Origin of the sequence: Phenylobacterium sp. (genome assembly GCF_019636135.1) — a bacterium.
In the GTDB taxonomy this organism is placed as follows: Bacteria; Pseudomonadota; Alphaproteobacteria; order Caulobacterales; family Caulobacteraceae; genus Phenylobacterium.
Genome location: NZ_JAHBYD010000014.1, coordinates 29,034 through 50,537 on the forward strand (window position 1 = coordinate 29,034; position 21,504 = coordinate 50,537).

At 69.5% G+C, this 21,504-nt stretch carries 16 protein-coding genes; 13 read left to right on the forward strand and 3 right to left on the reverse strand.

The window, feature by feature from the left end; translation table 11 throughout:
* Positions 1 to 10 precede the first annotated feature (10 nt).
* Complete coding sequence (locus KF737_RS11410; protein ID WP_296454512.1) at positions 11 to 2,560, reverse strand: TonB-dependent receptor; 2,550 nt, start codon at positions 2,558 to 2,560, stop codon at positions 11 to 13.
* A 195-nt stretch (positions 2,561 to 2,755) separates the two neighbouring features.
* Here KF737_RS11410 and KF737_RS11415 point away from each other — a divergent pair, with 195 nt between their 5' ends.
* The 12 genes from KF737_RS11415 to KF737_RS11470 all read left to right on the forward strand — a co-directional run bounded on the left by KF737_RS11415 (position 2,756) and on the right by KF737_RS11470 (position 18,787).
* Positions 2,756 to 3,853 carry a phytase gene (locus KF737_RS11415; protein ID WP_296454514.1) on the forward strand — a complete coding sequence of 366 codons (1,098 nt, stop codon included), beginning with the start codon at positions 2,756 to 2,758 and terminating at the stop codon, positions 3,851 to 3,853.
* A 161-nt stretch (positions 3,854 to 4,014) separates the two neighbouring features.
* Entirely contained in the window at positions 4,015 to 5,070 is a 1,056-nt protein-coding gene (locus tag KF737_RS11420; RefSeq protein ID WP_296454516.1) for an aldo/keto reductase, read from the forward strand.
* Between the two features lie 140 nt (positions 5,071 to 5,210).
* Positions 5,211 to 6,674, forward strand: coding sequence for an MFS transporter (locus KF737_RS11425; protein ID WP_296454518.1), 1,464 nt, complete (start codon positions 5,211 to 5,213; stop codon positions 6,672 to 6,674).
* Between the two features lie 80 nt (positions 6,675 to 6,754).
* The gene (locus KF737_RS11430) at positions 6,755 to 7,558 is read left to right on the forward strand and encodes an SDR family NAD(P)-dependent oxidoreductase (protein ID WP_296454520.1); all 804 of its coding nucleotides are present in this window, start codon (positions 6,755 to 6,757) and stop codon (positions 7,556 to 7,558) included.
* A gap of 255 nt (positions 7,559 to 7,813) precedes the next feature.
* Entirely contained in the window at positions 7,814 to 10,375 is a 2,562-nt protein-coding gene (locus KF737_RS11435; protein WP_296454521.1) for a TonB-dependent receptor, read from the forward strand.
* A gap of 137 nt (positions 10,376 to 10,512) precedes the next feature.
* A complete protein-coding gene (locus tag KF737_RS11440; protein ID WP_296454523.1) occupies positions 10,513 to 11,151 on the forward strand; it encodes a TetR/AcrR family transcriptional regulator in 639 nt (212 codons plus the stop codon).
* 116 nt (positions 11,152 to 11,267) lie between these two features.
* Positions 11,268 to 12,266 (forward strand): phytanoyl-CoA dioxygenase family protein, encoded by a 999-nt coding sequence (locus KF737_RS11445; RefSeq protein ID WP_296454525.1) that lies wholly within the window; start codon positions 11,268 to 11,270, stop codon positions 12,264 to 12,266.
* 169 nt (positions 12,267 to 12,435) lie between these two features.
* The gene (locus tag KF737_RS11450; RefSeq protein WP_296454527.1) at positions 12,436 to 12,657 is read left to right on the forward strand and encodes a biotin/lipoyl-binding carrier protein; all 222 of its coding nucleotides are present in this window, start codon (positions 12,436 to 12,438) and stop codon (positions 12,655 to 12,657) included.
* A 4-nt stretch (positions 12,658 to 12,661) separates the two neighbouring features.
* Positions 12,662 to 14,089, forward strand: a complete 1,428-nt coding sequence (locus tag KF737_RS11455) for a biotin carboxylase N-terminal domain-containing protein (protein WP_296454529.1) — start codon at positions 12,662 to 12,664, stop codon at positions 14,087 to 14,089.
* 16 nt (positions 14,090 to 14,105) lie between these two features.
* Entirely contained in the window at positions 14,106 to 15,647 is a 1,542-nt protein-coding gene (locus tag KF737_RS11460) for an acyl-CoA carboxylase subunit beta (protein WP_296454532.1), read from the forward strand.
* Positions 15,648 to 15,655: 8 nt separating this feature from the next.
* Positions 15,656 to 18,055, forward strand: coding sequence for a CoA transferase (locus KF737_RS11465; RefSeq protein ID WP_296454533.1), 2,400 nt, complete (start codon positions 15,656 to 15,658; stop codon positions 18,053 to 18,055).
* Positions 18,056 to 18,121: 66 nt separating this feature from the next.
* On the forward strand, positions 18,122 to 18,787 hold the full coding sequence (locus tag KF737_RS11470) for a TetR/AcrR family transcriptional regulator (protein ID WP_296454534.1): 666 nt from the start codon (positions 18,122 to 18,124) through the stop codon (positions 18,785 to 18,787).
* 30 nt (positions 18,788 to 18,817) lie between these two features.
* Here KF737_RS11470 and KF737_RS11475 read toward each other — a convergent pair whose 3' ends face one another.
* A complete protein-coding gene (locus tag KF737_RS11475; protein ID WP_296454536.1) occupies positions 18,818 to 20,293 on the reverse strand; it encodes an MFS transporter in 1,476 nt (491 codons plus the stop codon).
* Positions 20,294 to 20,452: 159 nt separating this feature from the next.
* On the opposite strand from KF737_RS11475, the gene KF737_RS11480 reads away from it, so the two are divergent.
* The gene (locus tag KF737_RS11480) at positions 20,453 to 21,010 is read left to right on the forward strand and encodes a TetR/AcrR family transcriptional regulator (RefSeq protein ID WP_296454539.1); all 558 of its coding nucleotides are present in this window, start codon (positions 20,453 to 20,455) and stop codon (positions 21,008 to 21,010) included.
* Here KF737_RS11480 and KF737_RS11485 read toward each other — a convergent pair.
* Positions 21,007 to 21,435, reverse strand: a complete 429-nt coding sequence (locus KF737_RS11485) for a hypothetical protein (RefSeq protein ID WP_296454541.1) — start codon at positions 21,433 to 21,435, stop codon at positions 21,007 to 21,009. The two genes, KF737_RS11480 and KF737_RS11485, sit on opposite strands and share 4 nt — an antisense overlap.
* Positions 21,436 to 21,504: the final 69 nt, after the last annotated feature.

Consider the following 21,504-nt stretch of genomic DNA (forward strand, 5'->3'; position numbering starts at 1 on the left):
CTCCGCCCCTCTAGTACTTGAACTGGAAGCCGACCTTCGCGGACCAGTCGTAGCGTTCGATCTCGACGAGTTGGTTCTTGCTGCCGATGTAGCGCCGCCAGGGCTCGTCGTTGAGGTTGGTCCCCTCGGCGAACACCTCGAAGCGCTCGTTCACCTCGTAGCTCACGTGGACGTCCCAGGACCCGTTCTTGTCGGTGAACTGGTCGGTCGTGGGATCGGTCCCCACCAGGTCGAGGTAGGGCGAGCGGTACGAGTAGGCCACGCGCGCCTGCAGGCCGTACTTCTCGTAGAAGAGCTGCAGCGAGCCGACGCGCTTGGACTGGAGCGTGAAGCGGATCTTGTCGGGGCGGCCGGCGAGGCCGGATTCCTCGGAGTCGACGAAGGTGAGGTTGGCCGCCGCGCCGAAGCCGCTCATCCAGCCGGGCAGGAAGGTGAAGTAGCTCTGGGCGTTGAACTCGATGCCCTTCACCACCGCCTTGTCGGCGTTGCGGGGCGTGGTGACCAGGGCGTTCGTGAGCGCGATCCCGCCGAACGTCCCCGACTGCGTCACGGCCTCGGAATAGATCGGGTTGTCGATGGTCTTGTAGAAGACGCCCACGGAGAGCACGCCCTGGGTCGGCAGATAATATTCCAGCGACGCGTCCAGGTTCACCGACTTGAGCGGCTTCAGGTCGGGGTTGCCGCGCGAGACCGAGTTGCCGGCCGCGTCCACCGAGATGAACGGCGGCAGGTCGGCGTAGTTGGGCCGCCCGATCGCCGTGGTCGCCGCCGCGCGGGCGACGAACGTGGGCGTGATGTCGTAGCGGACGTTCACGCCCGGGAAGATGTCGGTGTAGGAACGGCTGTCGAAGGTGTTGAAGTCCATGTCCAGCGGAGAGGCCGCGGTGATCGTCTTGGCCGCGAAGTCCTCCGAGGTGTGCTCGAGGCGGACGCCGGGGATCACCGTCAGCGCGCCGGTCTTGAAGCTCCCCATCACATAGGCGGCGGTGATCTTCTCGTGGACCCGGTAGTCGTTCGCCAGCGAGTTCACGCGTGAGCCCGCCAGGTTGAACACCGCCTGGGCGGGGTGGCCCACGACGTAGGCCTGGGCGCGGTCGTAGTCGATGCGCGGCCCGAACACGTAGCGGCCGTCGAAGGTGGCCTCCTTGCCGAGGTAGGAGGCCTCGGCCAGGGTGAAGCCGGACAGGCTGTACTGCTGGAAGTCGCGCCGGTTGGTCTTGTCGCGCTTCAGGTACTTGGCGCCGAACTTCACGTAGCTGCCGTCGTCGCCGAACGCGATCGGATGCTTGTAGTCGACCGCGACCTGGTAGAGGTCCTCCTGCGCCTTGCGCTGGTCGTAGTTGACCGTGTTGGCCACGTACCGCGTGGGATCGAACGCCGCCGCCGCCGGGGTCACGATGAACGGATCGCCCGAGAGGTCGTAGCTCGCCGAGAAGGCGTTGTTGGCGGTGCGGAAGTTGAACTCGCTGCGCAGCGGGTCCTCCTTCACCGCGCGGGTGTAGGTGGCCACCGCCTTCAGGTCGCCGTCCCACAGCTTGAAGTCGCCGCCGCCGGAGATCGAATAGGTGTGGTCGTCCTCGATCCGGCGGCGGATCAGCCGCGAGGCGCGGGTGTTGAACGTGCCCGACGTCGCCGTCTGGTTCGTGATCGCCGTGGGGATCTCGTAGCGGACCTGGTCGCGGCTCTCGTTGTCGCCGAACTTCGAGTAGGTGTTGCGCAGGAACAGCGTGGCGTCGTCGGTGGGCCGCCAGTCGAAGTTGGCGACATAGCCTTCGCGCTTGCGCACCAGGTTGTAGTCGCGGATCCGGAAGTCGTCCGGCACGCCGCTGAAGCCGCCGATCGTGCGGTAGTTCGACGCCCCCTGGGTGTTCTGCGATTCGATCGGGCGCTTGTCGTAGCTGGCCGACAGCACGACGCCGAACTGCCTGTCGGGCCCGAAGACCGTGCCGGCCGTGACGTCGCCGGACCGCGGGTGCTTGTCGTTGATGTTGTACTGGCCGTAGGCGACGCGCGCGTTGGCGAAGGTGCGGTTGCGGTCGAAGGCGGTCAGGGTGTTGATGTCCACCTGGCCGGCGATGGCGTTGGCGTCGCGGTCCGGCGTCAGGCTCTTCACCACCTCGACGTTGCCGATCAGGGACGAGGGGATGTCGTCCAGCTTGACCTGACGGCTGCCGGGCTCGGGGGCCGCGGCGGTCTGGCCGTTCAGCGTCACGTTCGCCAGGTCGGGACTGACGCCGCGGATGATGACGTAGCGGCCCTCGCCCTGGTCGTTCGCCACCGAGATGCCCGGCAGCCGCTTCACCGCCTCGGCGACGTTCTGGTCGGGCAGCTTGCCGACGTCGTCGGCGAACAGGCTCTCGACCAGGGCGTCGGAGTTGAGCTTGGTGTCCAGCGCCTTCTTGTCGGCGGCCCGCTGGCCGGTGACGACGATCTCCTCCACGTCGGACGGCGTGGCCCGGGCCTGCGCCTGGGCGGCGCCCACGCCGATCCCCACGCTCAGCGCCAGGGCGCTGGTTCCAAGCAGGCAAGCCCTGCGAAGCGTCGCGGCCTCAACCTTCATCGTCGTCTCCCCCTTGGCGTCCCCGCCGCAGACAAAATGCGAGTCTATCGAACGCCAGCATGGCCACGATACGAACAAAAATTCCAAGTTTCAAGTGAAATGGAATTTCTCTTGCAAGGACCGGATGGCCGACTAGTTTCAAGGCGACGCTCGAACGACAGTCGGGCGGCAATTGCATAGGGAGATGACACCCCGATGACGCCCGCCCGTTTCCCGACCCTCGCGGCCGCGGCCGCCGCCATGATCCTGAGCGGGGCGGCCGGCGCGGCCGAGGTGGCGCCGACGCACGACCTGCCGTTCCCCGAGGGGACGCCCACCGTCGTGGCCAGGGTGGAGACCGCGCCCGTGGCCCGCGCGGGAGACGCCGCCGACGACCCGGCGATCTGGGTGAACCCGAAGGACCCGGCCCTCAGCGCCGTGATCGGCACGGACAAGAAGGGCGGGCTCTACGTCTACGACCTCGCGGGCAAGCCGCTGCAGTTCCTGGCCAACGGCCGGATGAACAACGTCGACCTGCGCGCGGGCTTCAGGCTGGGCGGCCGCGAGGTGGTGCTGGTGACGGCCAGCGACCGGACGAACAAGGCCATCGCCATCCTGACGCTCGACCCGGAGACCCGCCAGCTCGCCGACGTCGCCGACGGCGTCCAGGAGTCCGACCTCTCGGACCCCTACGGCCTGTGCATGTACCGCGACCGCAAGGGCGGCGAGACCTATGTGTTCGTGAACGATCCCACCGGGCTGGTGCGCCAGTGGCGGCTCGTGGCGACGCCGGCCGGGAAGGTCCGCGCCGAGGTGGTCCGTTCGTTCGCCCTGAACAGCCAGGTGGAAGGCTGCGTCGCCGACGACGAGACCGGCGCGCTCTACATCGGCGAGGAGGACGTGGGCCTCTGGCGCTTCGGCGCCGCGCCGAACGCCGGCGACAGGCGCCGCCTGGTCGCCGCCATCAAGGACAACCCGATGTGGAAGGCCGACTTCGAGGGCGTCGGCCTCTGGGCGGGCAAGGGCGGCCGCGGCTACATCGTCGTGTCGAGCCAGGGCGACAACACCTACGCCGTGTTCGACCGCGGCGGCCGCAACCGCTACCGCGGCTCGTTCGCGATCGCGCCCGACCCGGCCAGCGGGATCGACGGCGTGTCCGAGACCGACGGCCTCGACGTGGTGAGCGCGCCCCTCCCGGGCTTCCCGCGCGGCCTGCTGGTGACGCAGGACGGCTACAACGTCAGCCCCTCCGAGAACCAGAACTTCAAGTTCGTCTCCTGGGCCGATGTCGCCACGCAACTGAAGCTCGACTAGGGTCCGCGCGCAATACCCTCTGAGGGAATTCAATGACTTCCGCTCATCCCGGCGAATGCCGGGATGTGGCGCCGACCCTCAATGCGCATGCGAAACACTTGACACTCAGTAGCATTCCCACTTCGATCCCACATTATCGGGGTCGGCGCAGCGGAGCGGGAATGGACTACGTCAAGCTCGGCGCGACCGGCCTCACCGTCTCGCGCGTCTGCCTGGGCTGCCTGGGGTTCGGATCGCCGGACTGGATGCCCTGGATCCTCGACGAGGCCGCCAGCCGCCCCGTCCTGAAGGCGGCCGTCGAGGCCGGCGTCACCTTCTTCGACACGGCCGACATGTATTCGCTCGGCGTCGGGGAGCAGGTCGTCGGCCGCGTGCTGGGGGAGATGGTCCCGCGGGACGAGATCGTCATCGCCTCGAAGGTCTTCTTCCCCCAGACCCATGCGCCGGGCGAAGGCGGCCTGTCACGCAAGCACATCATGAAGGCGGTGGACCGCTCCCTGCGCAACCTGGGCACGGACTACATCGACCTCTACCAGATCCACCGGTTCGACTACGACACCCCGATCGAGGAGACGCTCGAGGCGTTGAACGACGTCGTGCGCGCCGGCAAGGTCCGCTACATCGGCGCCTCGTCGATGCGGGCCTGGCAGTTCAGCAAGATGATCCACGCCTCGCGCCGCAACGGCTGGGCGCGGTTCGTCTCGATGCAGCCGCAGTACAGCCTGATCCACCGCGAGGAGGAGCGCGAGATGCTGCCGCTCTGCCTCGACGAGGGCGTCGGCGTCATTCCCTGGGGCCCCCTCGCCGGCGGGTTCCTGACGGGCCGCTACACCCGCGACGGACGGGCCGGCTCGGCTCGGGACCTGCACAATCAGACCGTCGGGCGCGGCGCCTACGGCGACGCTGACTTCGACGTGGCCGAGGCCCTGGCTTCGGTGGCCCAGGCGCGCGGGGCCACGCCGGCGGCGGTCGCGCTGGCCTGGATGATGACCAACCCGGCGGTGACGGCTCCCGTGATCGGGGCGAACAAGCCCGGGCACCTGCAGGATGCGCTGGCCGCGCTCGACTTGCCGCTGAGCCGCGAAGAGATCGATACGCTCGAGCGTCCCTATAGGCCGAAGGCCGTCACCGGCCTCGGGCGCGAAGACCTCGTGCGGGTCGTGCAGGGCCACAGAGCCACCATCCCTCCCGCGCCGCCGACCGCACAGCCCGCCTGACGCGGCGGCGGCCAGCGAACGCCGCGGGCGACGAATGCGCCTTGACCTGCGCGCGCACGCAAACATGATACTGCGAAACAAAATCGACACAGTTGGAAATGGGCGTGAGTATCAGGTCTACTGACCCATCAGCGGGATCTGTGACCACGTCACGCGACGGCCTCGTGGCCGCCGCCGCTCCGCTCCGCCTCCGCGAACGCATCCTGTACGGCTTCGGCGAGGGCGGCGAGGGCGTCAAGAACACCGCCCTGCAGACCTTTCTGCTCTTCTACTACGTCCAGGTGGTGGGGATGTCGGGCGCCCTGTGCGGCCTGGCGCTGCTTCTCGCCCTTGTGATCGACGGCGTCACCGACCCGGCGATCGGCGCGTGGTCGGACCGCGTGCGCACGCGGATCGGGCGTCGCCATCCGTTCCTCTACACCGCCCCGCTGCCGCTGGGGATCAGCATCTGGTTGCTGTTCTCGCCGCCCGTCGGAGGCTCGCAGGGCGCGCTCTTCGCCTGGCTGCTGTTCTTCAGCCTGTGCGCGCGCGTCTCGATGAGCCTCTACTATGTGCCGCACATGGCGCTCAGCGCCGAACTCAGCCGCGACTTCAATGAACGCCTGTCGCTGAGCACCTACCGCATGCTGTTCACCCAGGTGGGCCGGATCGTGTGCCTCGCCGGCGCCTTCGGCCTGTTCTTCACGCCCTCGGCCGGGCGCCCCAACGGCCAGCTCAATCCGGACGCCTATCTGGGGTTCTCGATCTTCTGCGGCGTGTGCGTGGCGATCTTCGTGCTGGCCTCGGCGCTGGGCACGCAGCGCCGCGTGCTGGGCGCGGCGCGTGCGCCCAGCGGTCCGTCGGCGCACGCGCCGGCCGACATCCTGACCTCGTTCATCCAGGCGCTACGGCTCAAGAACTTCCGTCGCTACTTCGTCGCCCTGCTGATCATGTATCTGTTCTCGGGCACCCAGAACGTCCTGGCCGTGCATATGAACACCTACTTCTGGGGCCTGACGCCCCAGCAGAGCCAGTTCGCCTTCTACGCCCAGATCTTCGGCTTCATCGCCGGCCTGCCCTTCGGCCGGCCGCTGGCCGCGCGGCTCGACAAGAAGTGGGCCTACTGCTTCTGCGTCGGCTCGTCCTGCGTGGCGATGACCCTGCCGATCGTGCTGAACCTGGCGGGCGTGCTGCCGGGTGACGGCCAGACCCCGGCGCTGATGGGCGCGGTGCTGGGCAACCTCGGCTTCGGGCTGCTGGGCGCCAACTCCGGCGTGTTCTCGGCCGCCATGCTGGCCGACGTGGCCGACGAGTACGACCTGCGCCACAACACCCGCGCCGAGGGCCTGTTCTTCGGCGCCATCGCCTTCTCGAGCAAGGCGTCGATCGGCCTGGGCGGCGCGATCGCCGGCGTGCTGCTGGACATCATCCGCTTCCCGCGGCCGCCCGACACGTCGCCGCCGTCGCCCGAGATCGTGACCCACCTCGGAATCGTGTACGGGCCCGTGCTGCTGGTGATCCTGCTCGCCGGGCTGTCGATCATGTTCCGCTACGACCTGACCCGCGAGAAGCACGCCGCCATCGCCAGCCAACTGGCCGGGCGCGACGCGGCGGGCGGCGGCTGAAGCCGTCGGCCTGTCGTTTCGGGACCCAACATTCATGCGCGCCCGGGGACCTTCCCGGCGCGCCAGCAAGGAGCAGGAAGATGCCGGGACGCCTCGATGGGAAAGTCGCCCTGATCACGGGTGGCACGAGCGGGATCGGGGAGGCCACCGTCGAGCTCTTCCTGGCGGAGGGCTGCAAGGTGGCGATCGCCGGCCGCAACGGCGGCAAGGGCGCCCAGATGGTCGAGCGCCTGGGCGCGAACGCCCGCTTCGTCCAGACCGACGTCTCGCGCGAAGCCGACATCAAGGCGGCGATCGAGGCCACGGTCGACGCTTTCGGCCGCCTCGACTGCCTGTTCAGCAACGCGGGCGGCCCCTCCGCCGGCCGGGCGGACACCATCACCTGGGACGACTACCGCCACGCCATGGACCTGTTGCTGGGCAGCGTGCTGTTCGGGATCCGCCACGCCGCGCCGATCATGAAGGCCCAGGGCCGCGGCGCGATCATCAACAACTCGTCGGTCGCCGCGCTACGCGGCCACATGGGCGGCTATCTCTATTCCGTCGCCAAGGCGGGGGTGAAGCGCGCCACCGAGATGGCGGGGCTGGAGCTCGGCGCGTACGGCGTCACCGTGAACTGCATCTCGCCGGGCGCGATCGCCACGCCGATCTTCTTCGGCGGGTCGAAGGCGGCGGCCGAACTGGACGCGGCCCACGCCGACGCGAAGCTTCGGAAGCTGACGGACAACCTGGCGAAGGCGACCCCGCTGCGTCGTTCGGGCCTGCCGCACGACATCGCGACCGCGGCCCTGTTCCTGGCTTCGGACGAGGGCGCCTACATCAATTGCCACGACCTCGTCGTCGACGGCGGCATGACGTCGGGCGGCCGGACCAACTTCGAATAGGCCGGCAGGGCGGCGCCGGACCGGCCACCGCGCCGCCGGCGGAACGGGCGTTTTCGCGGCGTGTTCGCCACAACGCTGCGCCCCGGGCCAAGATATGCACCTAAGTGTCATTTTGTTCTGAGTTTCCTTATTGACACGCATGCGGCCGCTAGTGAATTTGTGACTAGATCACAGAAGCGGCCGAGCCGCCGGAGAGGGAGGGTGACCAGCATGCCAATTCGGCAGTCGCGCAGCCATGCGTCCTTGTTTTGTGGGGTGGCTCTGGCGGCCATCGCGTCCGCGGCCGGCGCCCAGGAGGCGGCGTCGAACGCGCAGGCGCGCGGCGAGGCGCAGCTCGACGAGGTCGTGGTGACCGCCCGACGGGTCGCGGAGAACCTGCAGGAGGTTCCCGTGGCCGTCACCGCCATCAGCGGCGAGGCCGTCAAGGAACGCGGCATCGTCAGCACCACCGACGTGATGTTCGCCGCACCGTCCGTCCAGATGACCACGACGTTCGGCCGCCTGTCGGGCGCCTTCAGCGTGCGCGGACTGGCGAACGGCACCCAGACCTACTTCGCCGAAGTGCCCGGCGGGCCGACCGAAAGCGCCGCGCCGTTCTACGACATCGCGTCCGTCCAGGTGCTGAACGGCCCGCAGGGCACGCTGTTCGGCCGCGCCAACACCGCCGGCGCCGTCCTCGTCGAACCGGCCAAGCCCGAGTTCGACCGGTTCTACGGCAGCGTCGAAGCGGCCTACGGCAACCTGGACCTGTTCCGCGCCACCGGCATCGTGAACGTCCCGGTGATCCCCGACATGCTGGCCGTGCGCCTGGCGGTGCATAAGGACCACCTGGACGGCTACGTCAAAACCTTCCCCGACATCGGCCGCCTCTCCAGCAGCAACTCGCAGGAGGCCCGCTTCAGCGTCAACTTCAAGGCGTTCAACGACCGCTTCACCAGCTATTCGGTGCTCGACTACTACGACGTCGACCAGGCGGCGTCCGGGGTCACGCTCGCGGCCATCAATCCGAACGTGGCGCTCCTGAACCTGCCGGCGTCCATCGATGCGCCGAACGGCCTCACCATCGGCACGCAGCGCTTCGGCGCCCCCTGCGCCCAGGCCGTCGCGGCCGGCCTGTCGCCGAACCTCAATGCCTGCATCGACCAGCGGCTGCGGATCGCGGCGACCCTCAAGCCGGCGCTGATCGCCGAGTACGAGCGGATCCGCAACGGCGGCCACGACGCGGTCCGCAGCACGCCCGGCGACACGTCGCTCGAGCAGGCCGAGCTGCTGCGCAAGTGGACGTTCGTCAACCAGAGCGCCATCGACTTCGGCACGCTCTTCGACTTCACCACCGTCAGCCTGCGGAACATCTTCAGCTACCAGGCGGCCCGCGGCGCCACGGGCTGGGACACCGACGGCATGGGCGGCCTGATACAGTCGTCCGTCTCTGTCGGACAGCTCACCGCCTACGCCTTCTCGGTGGCGGCGCAGCAGCAGGGCAACATCGGGCTGGTGGGCGTCGGGCCCTATCAGAAGGTCTACACCAACGAGACGCAGCTCCGCGGCTCGGTCAAGGACGGCCTGCTCGTCTGGAGCATGGGCGGCTACTACCAGAAGAACCCGAACCCCCATAACCTGGAGGGCGTCCGGAACATCAGCCGCACCAACTCCGGCATCGGCCTCGCCACGCTCGGCTACAACCCGTCCTTCCCGTTCTCGGACGGGGGCCAGACCACGCAGCGCGCGGTCTACGCCCAGGGCACGGCGGACGTCTCGTTCGTCGCGCCGTTCATCGAGGCGCTGCACTTCACCTACGGGTACCGCAAGTCCTGGGACAAGGCGGAGCTGTTCACCCGCCCCGTGGTGACCGAACTGCCCTCGGGCCGCTACGTGCCCGGGGCCGCGCGCAACCGGTCGTTCACGAAGAGCGACGGCGTGAACACCACGCTCTCGCTCGACGGCCAGGTGACGCCGGATCTGCTGGTGTACGGCGCCACCCGCAAGGGCTACCGCCCGGGCGGCCTCAACCTCGTGCTGAACTCGGCGGGCCTGCCCAACTTCAAGCCCGAGTACGATCCCGAGACGGTCCGCGACTACGAGCTCGGCGCGAAGTGGGACTTCCACGTCGCCGACGCCCGCGCGCGCCTGAACGCGGCGCTCTATCGGACCGAGTATTCCAACATCCAGCGCACGTTCAACGCGGCCGTGGCCGGCGTGACCACCACCTACGTCGTGAACGCCTCGGCCGCCGTCATCAAGGGCGCCGAGTTCCAGGGCCAGGTGGTGTTCGGCGACTGGAGCGTCTCGGGAACCTACGCCTACGCCGACGCGAAGTTCACCGACTGGGTCGGCGCCGACCCGCTGGCGCTCATCACGCCCGGCAACGCGCGCTGCATCCCGCCGTCGACGGCGTCGCTCTGCCTGATCGACCTGTCGAACAACCCGTTCCCGAACATCTCCAAGCACCAGGGCAGCGTGACGGTGAAGTACGCCCTGCCCCTCGCCGACGACCAGGGCCAGGCGTCCGTCCAGGGCACGCTCTACGCCCAGTCGCGCCGCTACTTCAGCGACGCGGGGGCGCGGAACCTGGAGCAGTACGGGCCGGGCGTGCTGGGCGCGCTCTCGCAGGGCGGCTTCAGCCGGATCAACCTTCGCGCCGACTGGAAGAACATCCGCGGCACGACCTGGAGCGCCGGCGCCTTCGTCAACAACCTGACCGATGCGAACTACAAGCTGACGGCCATCACGCAGCTCCACTCGCTGGGCACCGGCACCGTCATCTACGGTGAGCCTCGCACCTACGGCCTGGAAGTCCGCTACGCCTTCGGCAACTGAGGCGTAGCCGCCCGCGGCGCGCCCCTCCCCCCGGCGCGCCGCGCGGCGTTGGCCAGGTCCGCCCGAACGGATTTAGCCGCGCCACCGACTCTCGCTATGTGACGTCTGAGCGAAGGTCGGTGGGCATGGGTTCGGGAATGAAGCTGCCTCTGCGCGAGCGGAAGAAGGTCAGGACGGCCCAGGCCATCGAGAAGGCCGCTTCAGAGCTGTTCGACGCCCAGGGCTTCGACGCGACCACCCTCGAGCAGATCGCCGAGGTGGCCGACATCCACAAGCAGACGGTGCTGCGCTACTTCAAGACGAAGGAAGACATCGCGTTCGCGCACCGCAACCGCCTGTTCGACGACTTCGTTCGCGGGCTCGAGGGGCGGCAGGGCGGCGTCCTCGACTACTGGCGCGGCTACATCGAAGAGACGTCGAAATACGCCAGCAAGACCAATGCGCTGCGCAAGTGGCTGGACTTCATCGGCCCCGACGATCGCCTCTACGCCTACCAGTTGCGCCTGAACCAGCGCTACCAGGACGTCCTGGCCGACGCCCTCGCCGTCGAGGCGGGGACAGATCCCGACAGCGACGTCTTCGCGCACGCCATCGCCGCCATGCTGGTCGGCGGCAACGCCGACGTCGCGCGGATGACGATCCGCGGCGGCCGCGACAAGGATGTGGCCCACAACGTCGTCCAGGTCATCGACCTGGCCCAGACGCTTCGCCGCGAGACCATCCCGCCCGCCAAGCCGGCCAAGGCCGCGCGCAGGCCGCGCCCGACCGCGAAGTAACCGGGCAGGCCCGGACCCGAAGCCCGGCGGACCCGAGACGATTTTGAGACTCGACATCGAGTGAGACCGAGTGACATAATTCTCGGACATACTCGTAATTCTGCTCGGAGAGACCGATGTCTGAGACCCTCACCCGACCGGCGACCAGGCAGCGGACTCCGCTCTCGGTGGTCTCCCGCCGACTTGGAAGAAGCGACGAGGCGGCCTTCCAGCGCATCATGGACAACATCGCCGAGCTCGGGCTGAACGAGAACCTGCTCGAGTTGCTGTCGGTGGGCTACACGGTCGTGCCGGGGGTGCTGTCGCAGGACCGCATCGACCGCGCCAAGGCGGCCATCCTTCGCCGCGTCGAGAGCAAGCTTGGCCGGCCGATCGACCCGCAGACCGCGACGTCGGACGACTTCGCCGGCATGGCCTATCAGCACTACCTGCTCTTCGAAGACCCGGTCTTCCAGGAGATCCTGATGGAGCCGCGGCCGCTGGCGCTCATGACCTACCTCCTGGGCGAGAGCTGCGTCCTCTCGTCGATGGGCAGCCACTTCAGGGGCCCCGGCGGCCTGCCGCTGGCCTTCCACGCCGACGGCTCGGCGACCGGCCTGATGTCGAAGACCTCGATGGTCGCCAACTGCAACTACGCGCTGACGCCGTACAGCCGCGAGGCCGGCGCGCTGGCGATCGTGCCGCGCAGCCACCTCGCGGAACGGCAGCCGACGGCGCACGAGAACTGGATGGTCGGCGACCGCACGATGGCCGAGGTCATCTCGCAGAACCTGTCCGAGGAAGAGATCGACGCGCTGGACTGGCAGTGCCCGCCCGGCGCCGTGACCCTGGACCTCAAGCCGGGCGACGCGGTCATCTGGCACGGCAACACCTGGCACGGCGGCTGGCGGCGCGAGCTGCCGGGCGTGCGCATGAACCTGGCCACCTACATGTGCCGCCAGCACATGCTGCCCCAGGAACGCAAGGGCGACGACCGCTATCCCGAGGTCTTCAACCGCTACTCCAACGAGCCGCGGTTCGCCCAGTTGCTGGGCGAGAACACCTACAACGGCTGGCGAGAGGAAGGGCCCGACAACTCCGGAGCCAGGATGGCGCCCGTCGGCATTTTCGACTGATCCCGACCTGACCGAAGGGGTGGCGCGACATGACGGTGTGGCCAGGCGACCGGCGCGCACCATTCCGCGCGCAGGCGCTCCGGACGGTCACCGGCCCATCCGATACTTCTATGGAAATGTGACTCGATCTCGTTGATCGGCGAGCGAGCAGGCACAGGGATCGTCGCACGTGGCTCAACAAGTCGTCAGGTCCGAACTGGCCGCCAATGTCTGGAAGGTCGAAGTCGCCGTCGGCGACAAGGTCGAGGTCGACGACACCCTGATGATCTTCGAGTCCATGAAGATGGAGATCCCGGTCGCGGCGCCATGCGCCGGCGTCGTCGCGGCGATCGATGTCGAAGAGGGCCAGTCGGTCGCCGAGGGCCAGATCGTCGCGATCCTCGAGCGTTGAGGGGATGGCGCGGCCGCTCTTCCGCAAGGTCCTGATCGCCAACCGCGGCGAGATCGCCTGCCGCGTCATCCGCACCTGCCGCAGGATGGGCATCGCCACGGCGGCCATCTATTCCGACGCCGACGCCCGGGCCCAGCACGTCCAGGCCGCCGACGAGGCGATCCGCATCGGCGAGCCTCCGCCGCGGGAAAGCTACCTCTCCATCGAGCGCGTGGTGGGCGCGGCGATCGCGGCCGGCGCCGACGCGGTCCATCCCGGCTACGGCTTCCTCTCCGAGAACGCCGACTTCGCCCAGGCCTGCGAGGCGGCCGGCCTCACCTTCATCGGGCCGCGCCCCGAGACGATCCGCCAGATGGCGCTGAAGGACGCCGGCAAGCGCATCGCCCGCGACGCCGGCGTCCCCGTGCTGGGCGAGGGCGAACCCGCAGAGTCCGATGCGGCTCTGCTGGCCGCGGCCGAGGCCGTGGGATTCCCGGTGCTGATCAAGGCGATCGCCGGCGGCGGCGGCCGCGGCATGCGGCGCGCCGACGCCGCGGACCTGTTCATGGCGGCGCTGGCCGGCGCGCGGCGCGAGGCGCTGGCGGCCTTCGGCGACGACCGCGTCCTGGTGGAGAAGTTCCTGACGCGCCCGCGGCACATCGAAGTGCAGGTGTTCGGCGACGGCGCCGGCGAGGTCGTGCATCTCTTCGAGCGCGACTGCTCGATCCAGCGACGCCACCAGAAGGTGTTCGAGGAATGCCCCGCCCCCGGACTTTCGCCGGAGATGCGCGAGGCGGTGACCCAGGCGGCCGTCGCCGTCGCCCGTCGCATCGCCTACCGCGGCGCCGGCACGGTCGAGTTCATCGCCGACGTCTCCGAAGGCCTGCGGGCGGACCGCTTCTGGTTCATGGAGATGAACACCCGCCTGCAGGTCGAGCACCCCGTCACCGAAGCCGTGCTCGGCGTCGACCTGGTGGAGTGGCAGCTCCGGATCGCGGCCGGCCAGCCGTTGCCCCGCCGGCAGTCGGAGCTGGCGCTGAACGGCCATGCCCTGGAGGCGCGGATCTGCGCCGAGAACCCGCGCAAGAAGTACTTCCCCTCACCCGGCCGCCTGTCCCGCGTCACGTTCCCCTCCAGCGGCGCACGCGTGGACACGGGTGTGACGGCCGGGGACGAGGTGACGCCCTTCTACGATTCCCTGTTGGCGAAGCTGATCGTGTCCGCGCCGACACGGCTGGAGGCGACCGAGGCGATGGCGCGCGCGCTGGAGGCCTGCCGCATCCAAGGCGTCGCCACCAATCTGGACCTGCTGCACGCCGTCGCCATCCACCCGGCCTTCCGGGCCGGCGACGTCGACACGTCGTTCCTGGAGAGGTTCGGCGAGCCGCTCGTCGCGCACGCCAGGCCCGCGCACGACGACGCCCTGGCGTCGACGCCATCGAACCCGAACTGACGGAAGGCCGCCGACGATGTCCTGGCAACCCGAGATCGACGAAATCGAACGCCGACGCGCGATCGCCCGGCAGATGGGCGAACCCGAACGCGTGGCGCGACATCACGCCGACGGCAAGCTCACCATCCGCGAGCGGATCGACGGCCTGATCGACCCCGACTCGTTCCATGAGATCGGCTCGATCTCCGGCTCGGTCGAGTACGACGAAGCCGGCGAGCGGGTTCGCTACACGCCGTCTCAATTCATCTTCGGCCGCGCCCGGATCGACGGCCGGCCCGTCGTCGTGGGCGGGAACGACTTCACCATCGGGCCGCGTGGACAAGACCCGGGGGGCAGCGAGAAGTCCGCCTACCTCGAGCGCATGGCCGGCCAACTGGGCCTGCCGCTCGTGCGCCTGATCGACGGCGTCGGCGGCAACGTGCGGACCATCGAGCGGCTGGGGCGCACCTACATCCCCAACAACCCCGGGTTCAACACGCTGCTCGAGAACCTCAACAGGGCGCCCGTCGTGGCGCTGGGGCTGGGCATCGTCGCCGGCTACAACGTGGTGAAGCTGGCCACGAGCCACTATTCGATGATGGTCCGCGAGCGGTCCTTCATGTTCATGGCCGGACCGCCGGTCGTCGCCCGGCTCGGCCAGACCGTCACCAAGGAGGAACTCGGCGGAGCCGACCTGCAGGCCCGCGCCGGCAATGTCGACGACGTCGTCGATAGCGAGGAAGAGGCCTTCGAGCGCACGCGCCGCTTCCTGTCGTACCTCCCGGCGTCGGTCGACGAACTGCCGCCCCGGGCCGCCTGCGACGATCCCGTCACCCGGCGCGAGGACTGGCTGATCTCGGCTATCCCCCGGGATCGCCGCAAGGTCTACGACGCCCGCAAGGTCGCCAAGGCCCACTTCGACAAGGATTCGTTCTTCGAGATCGGCCGGCAGTTCGGCGGGTCTCTGATCACCGCCTTCGCGCGGCTCGATGGATGGCCCGTGGCCGTCATGGTCAGCAACCCGCACATCTACGGCGGGGGCTGGACGGCCGACACGTCCGAGAAGGCGATGCGCTTCGTCGATCTTGCGAACCTGTTCCACCTGCCGCTGGTCAACCTGGTCGACGTCCCGGGCTTCGTGATCGGCGTGGAGGCCGAGAAGGCCGGCACAATCCGCGCCGGTTGCCGGGCGATGGCCGCCGTCAGCCAGGCCCAGGGTCCGGCCTGCACGATCATCCTGCGCAAGTGCTTCGGCGTCGCCGGCGGCGCCCACGCCGACCACGCCAAGCTACAGTACCGCTATGCGTGGCCGTCGGGCGACTGGGGGTCAATGCCGATGGAAGGCGGCATCGAGGCCGCATATCGCGCCGACATCGCCGCCGCGGCCGATCCGGCCGCCCGGCTGAAGGAGATCGAGGACAACCTCAACCAGCTCAGGTCGCCGCTACGCACGGCCGAGCACTTCATGATCGAGGAGATCATCGATCCGCGCGCCACCCGCGAGGTGCTGTGCGAGTTCGCCAACTTCGCTGCGAAGCTGCGGAAGACTGGCCCGATGTCGGTCGGCATCCGGCCCTGAGCGGCCCCATGCGAACAGACGACACGCCGTTCGGCGACGCCGCGCCGCCCTCGGCCCTGGCGGGCATCCGCGTTGTCGAGATCGGCAGCCTCGAGGCCACGAGCTACTGCGCAAAGCTGTTCCGCGACATGGGCGCGGAGGTCCTGAAGCTCGAACCCGCCGAGGGCGATCCGCTGCGCCGGAGCCCGCCGCTGATCGCGGCCAGCGGCGGCAGCGCCCATTTCGCCTGGCTGAACGCGGGCAAGCAGGCGGCCGTCCTGCCGCAGGACCCGGCCGCGCAAGCGGCGTACCTCGCCAAGGCCCTGGCCTGGGCCGACGTGCTGCTGGACGCCCGTGCGAGCGATCCCGCCGGGGCCGAACGCCTGCGCGCCGCCCATCCCCACCTGCTGGTGGTGTCGATGAGCTGGTTCGGGCGATCCGGCCCCTACGCCAGCTTCCAGGGCTCCGACGCCGTCTGCCGCGCCCTCGCAGGCCTCGTGAAGCTCGCCGGTCCGGTCGAGGGGCCGCCCGGGATGCTGCCGGACCACCAAGCGAGCGTCCATGCCGGGCTCTGCGCCTTCACGGCCGCGGTCGCGGGCCTGATCTCGGAAAGGCCGGAGCGCGAATTCGAGGTCAGCGTCTTCGAGGCGGCCGCGGTCCTGCAGCAGCATCCGGCGTCCGACGCGCGCTACCGGGGCGGCGTGGAGCGGCGCATCGGCGCCGACAAGTCACCCCATCTCTACCCGCTCGGCGTCTACCCCTGCCGCGACGGCTGGCTCGGCCTGTCGGTGGGCAACCTCAAGATGTGGCGCGCCTTCTGCGACGTCTTCGGCTTCCACGACTGGGCGGCCGACCCCGAGCTGGAGCTACGCGTCAATCGGATCGCACGCATGGCCGAGATGGACCGGCGCATCGCCGCGCGGGTGAAGGAGAAGACCGCCGCCGAGTGGTTCGAGATCACGCGCGCCCGGCGCTTGCCGATCGTGGTCACGCCCACGATGGGCGAGCTCCTGAGCCAGGCCGCCCACCGCGAGACGGGTGCGTTCGCTGAGATCGAGGCGGGGGACGCCTCGTTCCAGGCCCCCGCCACGCCGCTGCGGTTGAGCCTGACGCCGCCGCTGCGCCGTGGACGCGCGCCGGGCCTCCGACCCCTGCCGCCGCCCGACGCGCCGGCGCGCCGGCCGCCCCTGTCCGCCCCGTCCGCCGAGACGCGTCCCCTGGCCGGCGTCACGGTGCTGGACCTCTCAATGGGCTGGGCCGGACCGCTCGCGACACGGCAGCTCGCCGACCTCGGCGCCGAGGTGCTGAAGATCGAGGCCTGCGCCTATCCCGACTGGTTCCGGCCCAGTCTCACCGACAAGCCGCGGCCGCACGAACAGAACCCGCCGTTCGCGGTGATGAACCGCGGCAAGCTGGCGGCCGCCGTCGACATGTACCGGGCCGAGGGGATCGCGGTGATCCGCGACGCGATCCGGCGCGTGGACGCCGTCGTCGAGAACTTCGCCGCCGACGTGATGCCCAAGCTCGGCCTGTCGTACGACGAGGTCCGGCGGCTGAACCCCCGTGTCGTGATGCTGTCGATGCCGGCCTTCAGCGGTCACAGCGCGTGGAGGTCGGTGCGCGCCTACGGCACGACCCTGGAACACGCCTCGGGTCTGCCGCTCGTCGCGGGCGGGCCGGGCGAGCCGCCCATGCTGTCGCACACCGCCTACGGCGATCCCAACGGCGGGCTCAACGGCGCGGCGGCCCTGGTCGCCGCACTCTTCCATCAGAAGCACACGGGCCAGGGCCAGCACATCGACCTCTCCCAGGTCCAGGCCATGCTGCCGCTGGCGGCGAACGCCATGATCGAGCAGTCGCTCACCGGCGCCGTCACACGACACGGCGCACATCATCCGCTGCATGCGCCACACGGCGTGTTCCGCAGCCGGGGTGACGACGCGTGGATCGTCGTCACCGTCACCGACGACCGCCATTGGCCGGCGCTCTGCGTGGCGCTGGGCCGCGACGACCTGGCGGCCAGGCCCGAACTGGCCACCGCCCGGGGCCGCCGCGCAGCCGCGGACGAACTCCACGCCGCGGTCTCGGCCTGGACGGCCGGGCGGCCGCCCGGCGAGGCGATGCATGCGCTGCAAGCGGCCGGCGTGCCCGCGGGCGTCGCCACCCGGCCGAGCGAGATCTACGACGATCCGCACCTCCACGCGCGAGGCTATTGGCAGGAGGTCGACCGGGCCTGGACCGGGCCCCAGCTAATGCCCAGCGCGCCTTTCCGGGAGCGAGGCGCGGTGTATCCGATCGTGCGCCCGGCCCCGACGCTGGGCCAGCACAACCGGCTCATCCTGTGCGAGCGGCTGGGCGTTCCGGAAGCGACGCTGGACGAACTCCTGGCCGCCGGCGTCTGCGGCGACGACGTGCCGGCTGCGGGTTAGCAGGATGGAGCATCCTGAAGTTGGACTGTATCGTTCCCGCCTTCCGAAGTCTGGGTCTCGCCGCTGATGACCACGTCCCTGAGAGAGCGCAAGAAGCAGAAGACCTGGCGGGCCATAGCAACGGCGGCCGCCGAACTCTTCCAGCGACAGGGCTTCGACGCCACCACACTCGACCAGATCGCCGACGCGGTCGATGTCCACCGGCAGACGGTGCTGCGCTACTATAAGACCAAGGAGGAAATCGCCTTCGCCTGGCGCGTCCGGATCTACGAGGCGTTCCGCGACGGGCTGGAGACGCGGACCGGGACGGTGCTGGAATACTGGCGCGACTACATCAGGTCGGTCGCGGGACCGGCCATGAAGTCGAAGGCCCTCGGCGCCTGGTTCGCGTTCCTCGCGACCGACGACCGGCTCTACGCCTACCAGCTACGGCTCAACGAACGCTACCGCGACACCCTGGCGGCGGCGCTGTCGGAGGAAGCCGGCGTCGAGCCGGAGACCGATGTGTTCGCCCGCGGGCTCGCAAGCCTGCTCGTGTTCGGCAACACCGACGTGGCGCGCGGGCTGATCAGCAAGGGGATGGACGATCAGGTGCCGGACGCCGGCGACAGCCTCATCGACCTCGCCGCGACGCTGCGCCGCGAGGCGATGCCGGCCAGGTGGTCGGGCCGGTCGAAGACCACGAAGACACGGGCGGCCCGGTCGGGCGTCAAGGCGGCCGCCGCGTCGTAGCCTGCGGACGAGGGCCTCGGCGGGCCGGCTTCAGATCGGCGTCCCGCCGCCCTCCCGGCGCGCGAGGGCCGCGGCGATCTCCGCATGCCGCGCCCGGTGCAAGTTGTAGGGGATCATGATGGCGAGCCCCGCGAACAGGACGGCCAGCATCACCGGACCATAGGTCACGCCCAGGCGGACCAGCGCTTCGGCCGGGACCGCGCCGGGCTCGGTCTTGGCCGGGAAGCGGATGACGTCGATCACGATGCCCGCGAATGCGCCCCCGAGCCCGAGGGAGGCCTTCCGGCAGAAGGCGTTGGCGCCGAAGAAGAGACCCTCGGCCCGTCCCCCGTAGGCCAGGTCGTACTCGTCGGACGCGTCGGCGAGCATGGCCGCGGCCAGCACCACGGGCAGCGAACCGAGCAGGCCCGACGCGACGTTCAGCGTCAGCAGGAAGGGCAGCAGCGCGTCGGAGCCGTTCGCCGGCGCGAGATCCAGCAATCGCAGGACGGTGGGCGCGGAGCTGCAGATGCAGGAGGCGGCCACGCCGAACATGTAGGCGGCCTTCTTGTCGAAGCGCGCCGCCGCCGGGCGGGCCAGCGGGATGCCGACGATGAACCCCAGCATGTTGCCGTAGAAGACCAGTTGCACCTGCTCCGGCGGCAACTGCCAGAAGTAGGTGTTCATGTGCAGCGCCAGCGCGAACTGGACGCCGTTGTAGAGGTACATGACCAGCAGGGCGACGAAGAGCGCACGGAACGACGGGAGCCGCATCGCCTGTCCCAGGGTGCGCAGGACGCCGCTGTGCAGCTCCGGACGGGTGGACGTGTTCGACGGCAGCGCGAGGGTCGCCTTCTGGGTGCCGAGCGCCGAGACGATCACGAACGCGACGACCAGGACGCCCGCGGCGATCGCGAAGCCGGGATAGGCCGCCGGGTCGAGTTGTCCGTTCCCGAAGCCGGGCCGCTGCGCGAAGAAGACCGAGAAGGCCAGCGCCAGCGCGATGATGCGCCCGACGTAGCCGAACAGGACCCGGTAGCCGCCCACGGAGACCCGCTCGGCGAAGTCACGGCTGAGCTCGGCGCCCAGCGCCATGTGCGGCACGAAATAGAGGGTCATCGCGAAACGCGCGGCGATCGCGAAGGCCGTGAGCCAGATGAACAGCCCGACCTGCGGCAGCGCGGGCGGCGTGAACAGGAACCACAGGGCGATCGCGAGCGGCACGGGCGCGGCGTAGAGAAACGGGTGGCGGCGGCCGAGTCGGGTGCGCGTGCGGTCGGACCAGGCGCCGACCATCGGATCGACGACGCCGTCGAACAGCAGGGCCACGAACAGCGCCAGGCCGGTGAGCGCCCCTGAGAGCCCGACCACCTGGGCGTAGAAGAAGAACAGGAAGGTCTCGAGCGCCGCGGTCTTCACGCCTTCCCCGGCCTCGCCCAGCCCGTAGAACAGCTTGATGCGCAGCGGCAGCGCGGCGTGCGGCGCCGGCCGGGCCGCAAGGTCCAGGGAAACCGCCTCGGTCGCCATGATCGTCACCTCCCTTCCCCAGGCGTCTTTCCGCGCCTTGCAGTTTCGAGTGACAATCGCCACTCGGTGGCACGAGGCGGGGTTGCGCGTTCCCTGTCAAGGTGGTTGTTCTGTGGGTTCGAGGTTGTGATGAACGACGTGGGCCTTCGGGCGAGGAAAATGGCGCGGACCCGCGATCAGATCGCGGAGGCCGCCCTGCACCTGTTCCTGGAACGCGGCTACGACGCGACGACGCTGGAGGAGGTCGCCGACCGGGCAGAGGTGCATAAGCGAACCCTGCTCCGCTACTTCCCATCGAAATCGCACCTGGTGCTGCACGGCTATCACAGCTCGCTGGAGCAGTTCCGGACGCAGATGGAGGCGCGCGGCGACACGCCGACGGTCGAGGTCTGGCAGGCGCATGTGGAGTCCAGTGCGCGCCGCATGGCGCGACGCGGCCCCCTGGCCAACGTCCGGAAGATCGCCCGCACCGAGCCCGCGCTGGAAGGCGCCTATCTGTCGATCCAGGCCAAGTACCAGGCCCTGGTGCTCGGCGGCCTCCTGGTCGACCTCGCCGGCCGGGAGAACTGCGAGATCCTCGCCCGGGTCGCGGCCTCCGCGCTGGTGGCCGGCAACTACGCCGTGGGCGCGATGATCTTCAGCCGCGAGGCGTACGACGAGCTCGAAGACGCCGAGGTGCAGGTCATCAGCCTGGTGCGCGACACCCTCCTCGCCTAGGCGGTCACGCGGGCGATGATGTCGTGGAAGTCGCCGATGCGCGGGTCGCGGTTCGACCGGTCGCCGACGATCCGCATCTTCCCCGCCTCGCGGAGCACAGCGCTCATGCCCGTGAGTTCGGCGCGGCGCGCGGGATCCCCACGCGTGTCATAGCGGCCCAGGGGGACGCACGCGGCGTAGTCCACGATCACCTTGAACTCGACGTCGTCGATCTCGTAGGCGCCGAACCGCACCTCGCCATCCTTCACCACCACGTGCCAGCAGAGCGGCGAGCCGTCGGGCGACAGGTCGCGCGGCGGGTCGGTGAAGACCTCGCACATCGACCAGCCGACCCCCGGCGCCTCGACCTTCAGACGCTGCACGCGCTCGACGATCAGGCCATGCATGAAGGCCATCCAGCCCGGGCTGGCGAATGCGTACTTCATCATATCCATCCTTTTTTCGAGCACGCCCCGGGGTCGTCCGCTTCAGGGCGTGCGGCGCGCTTATAATGT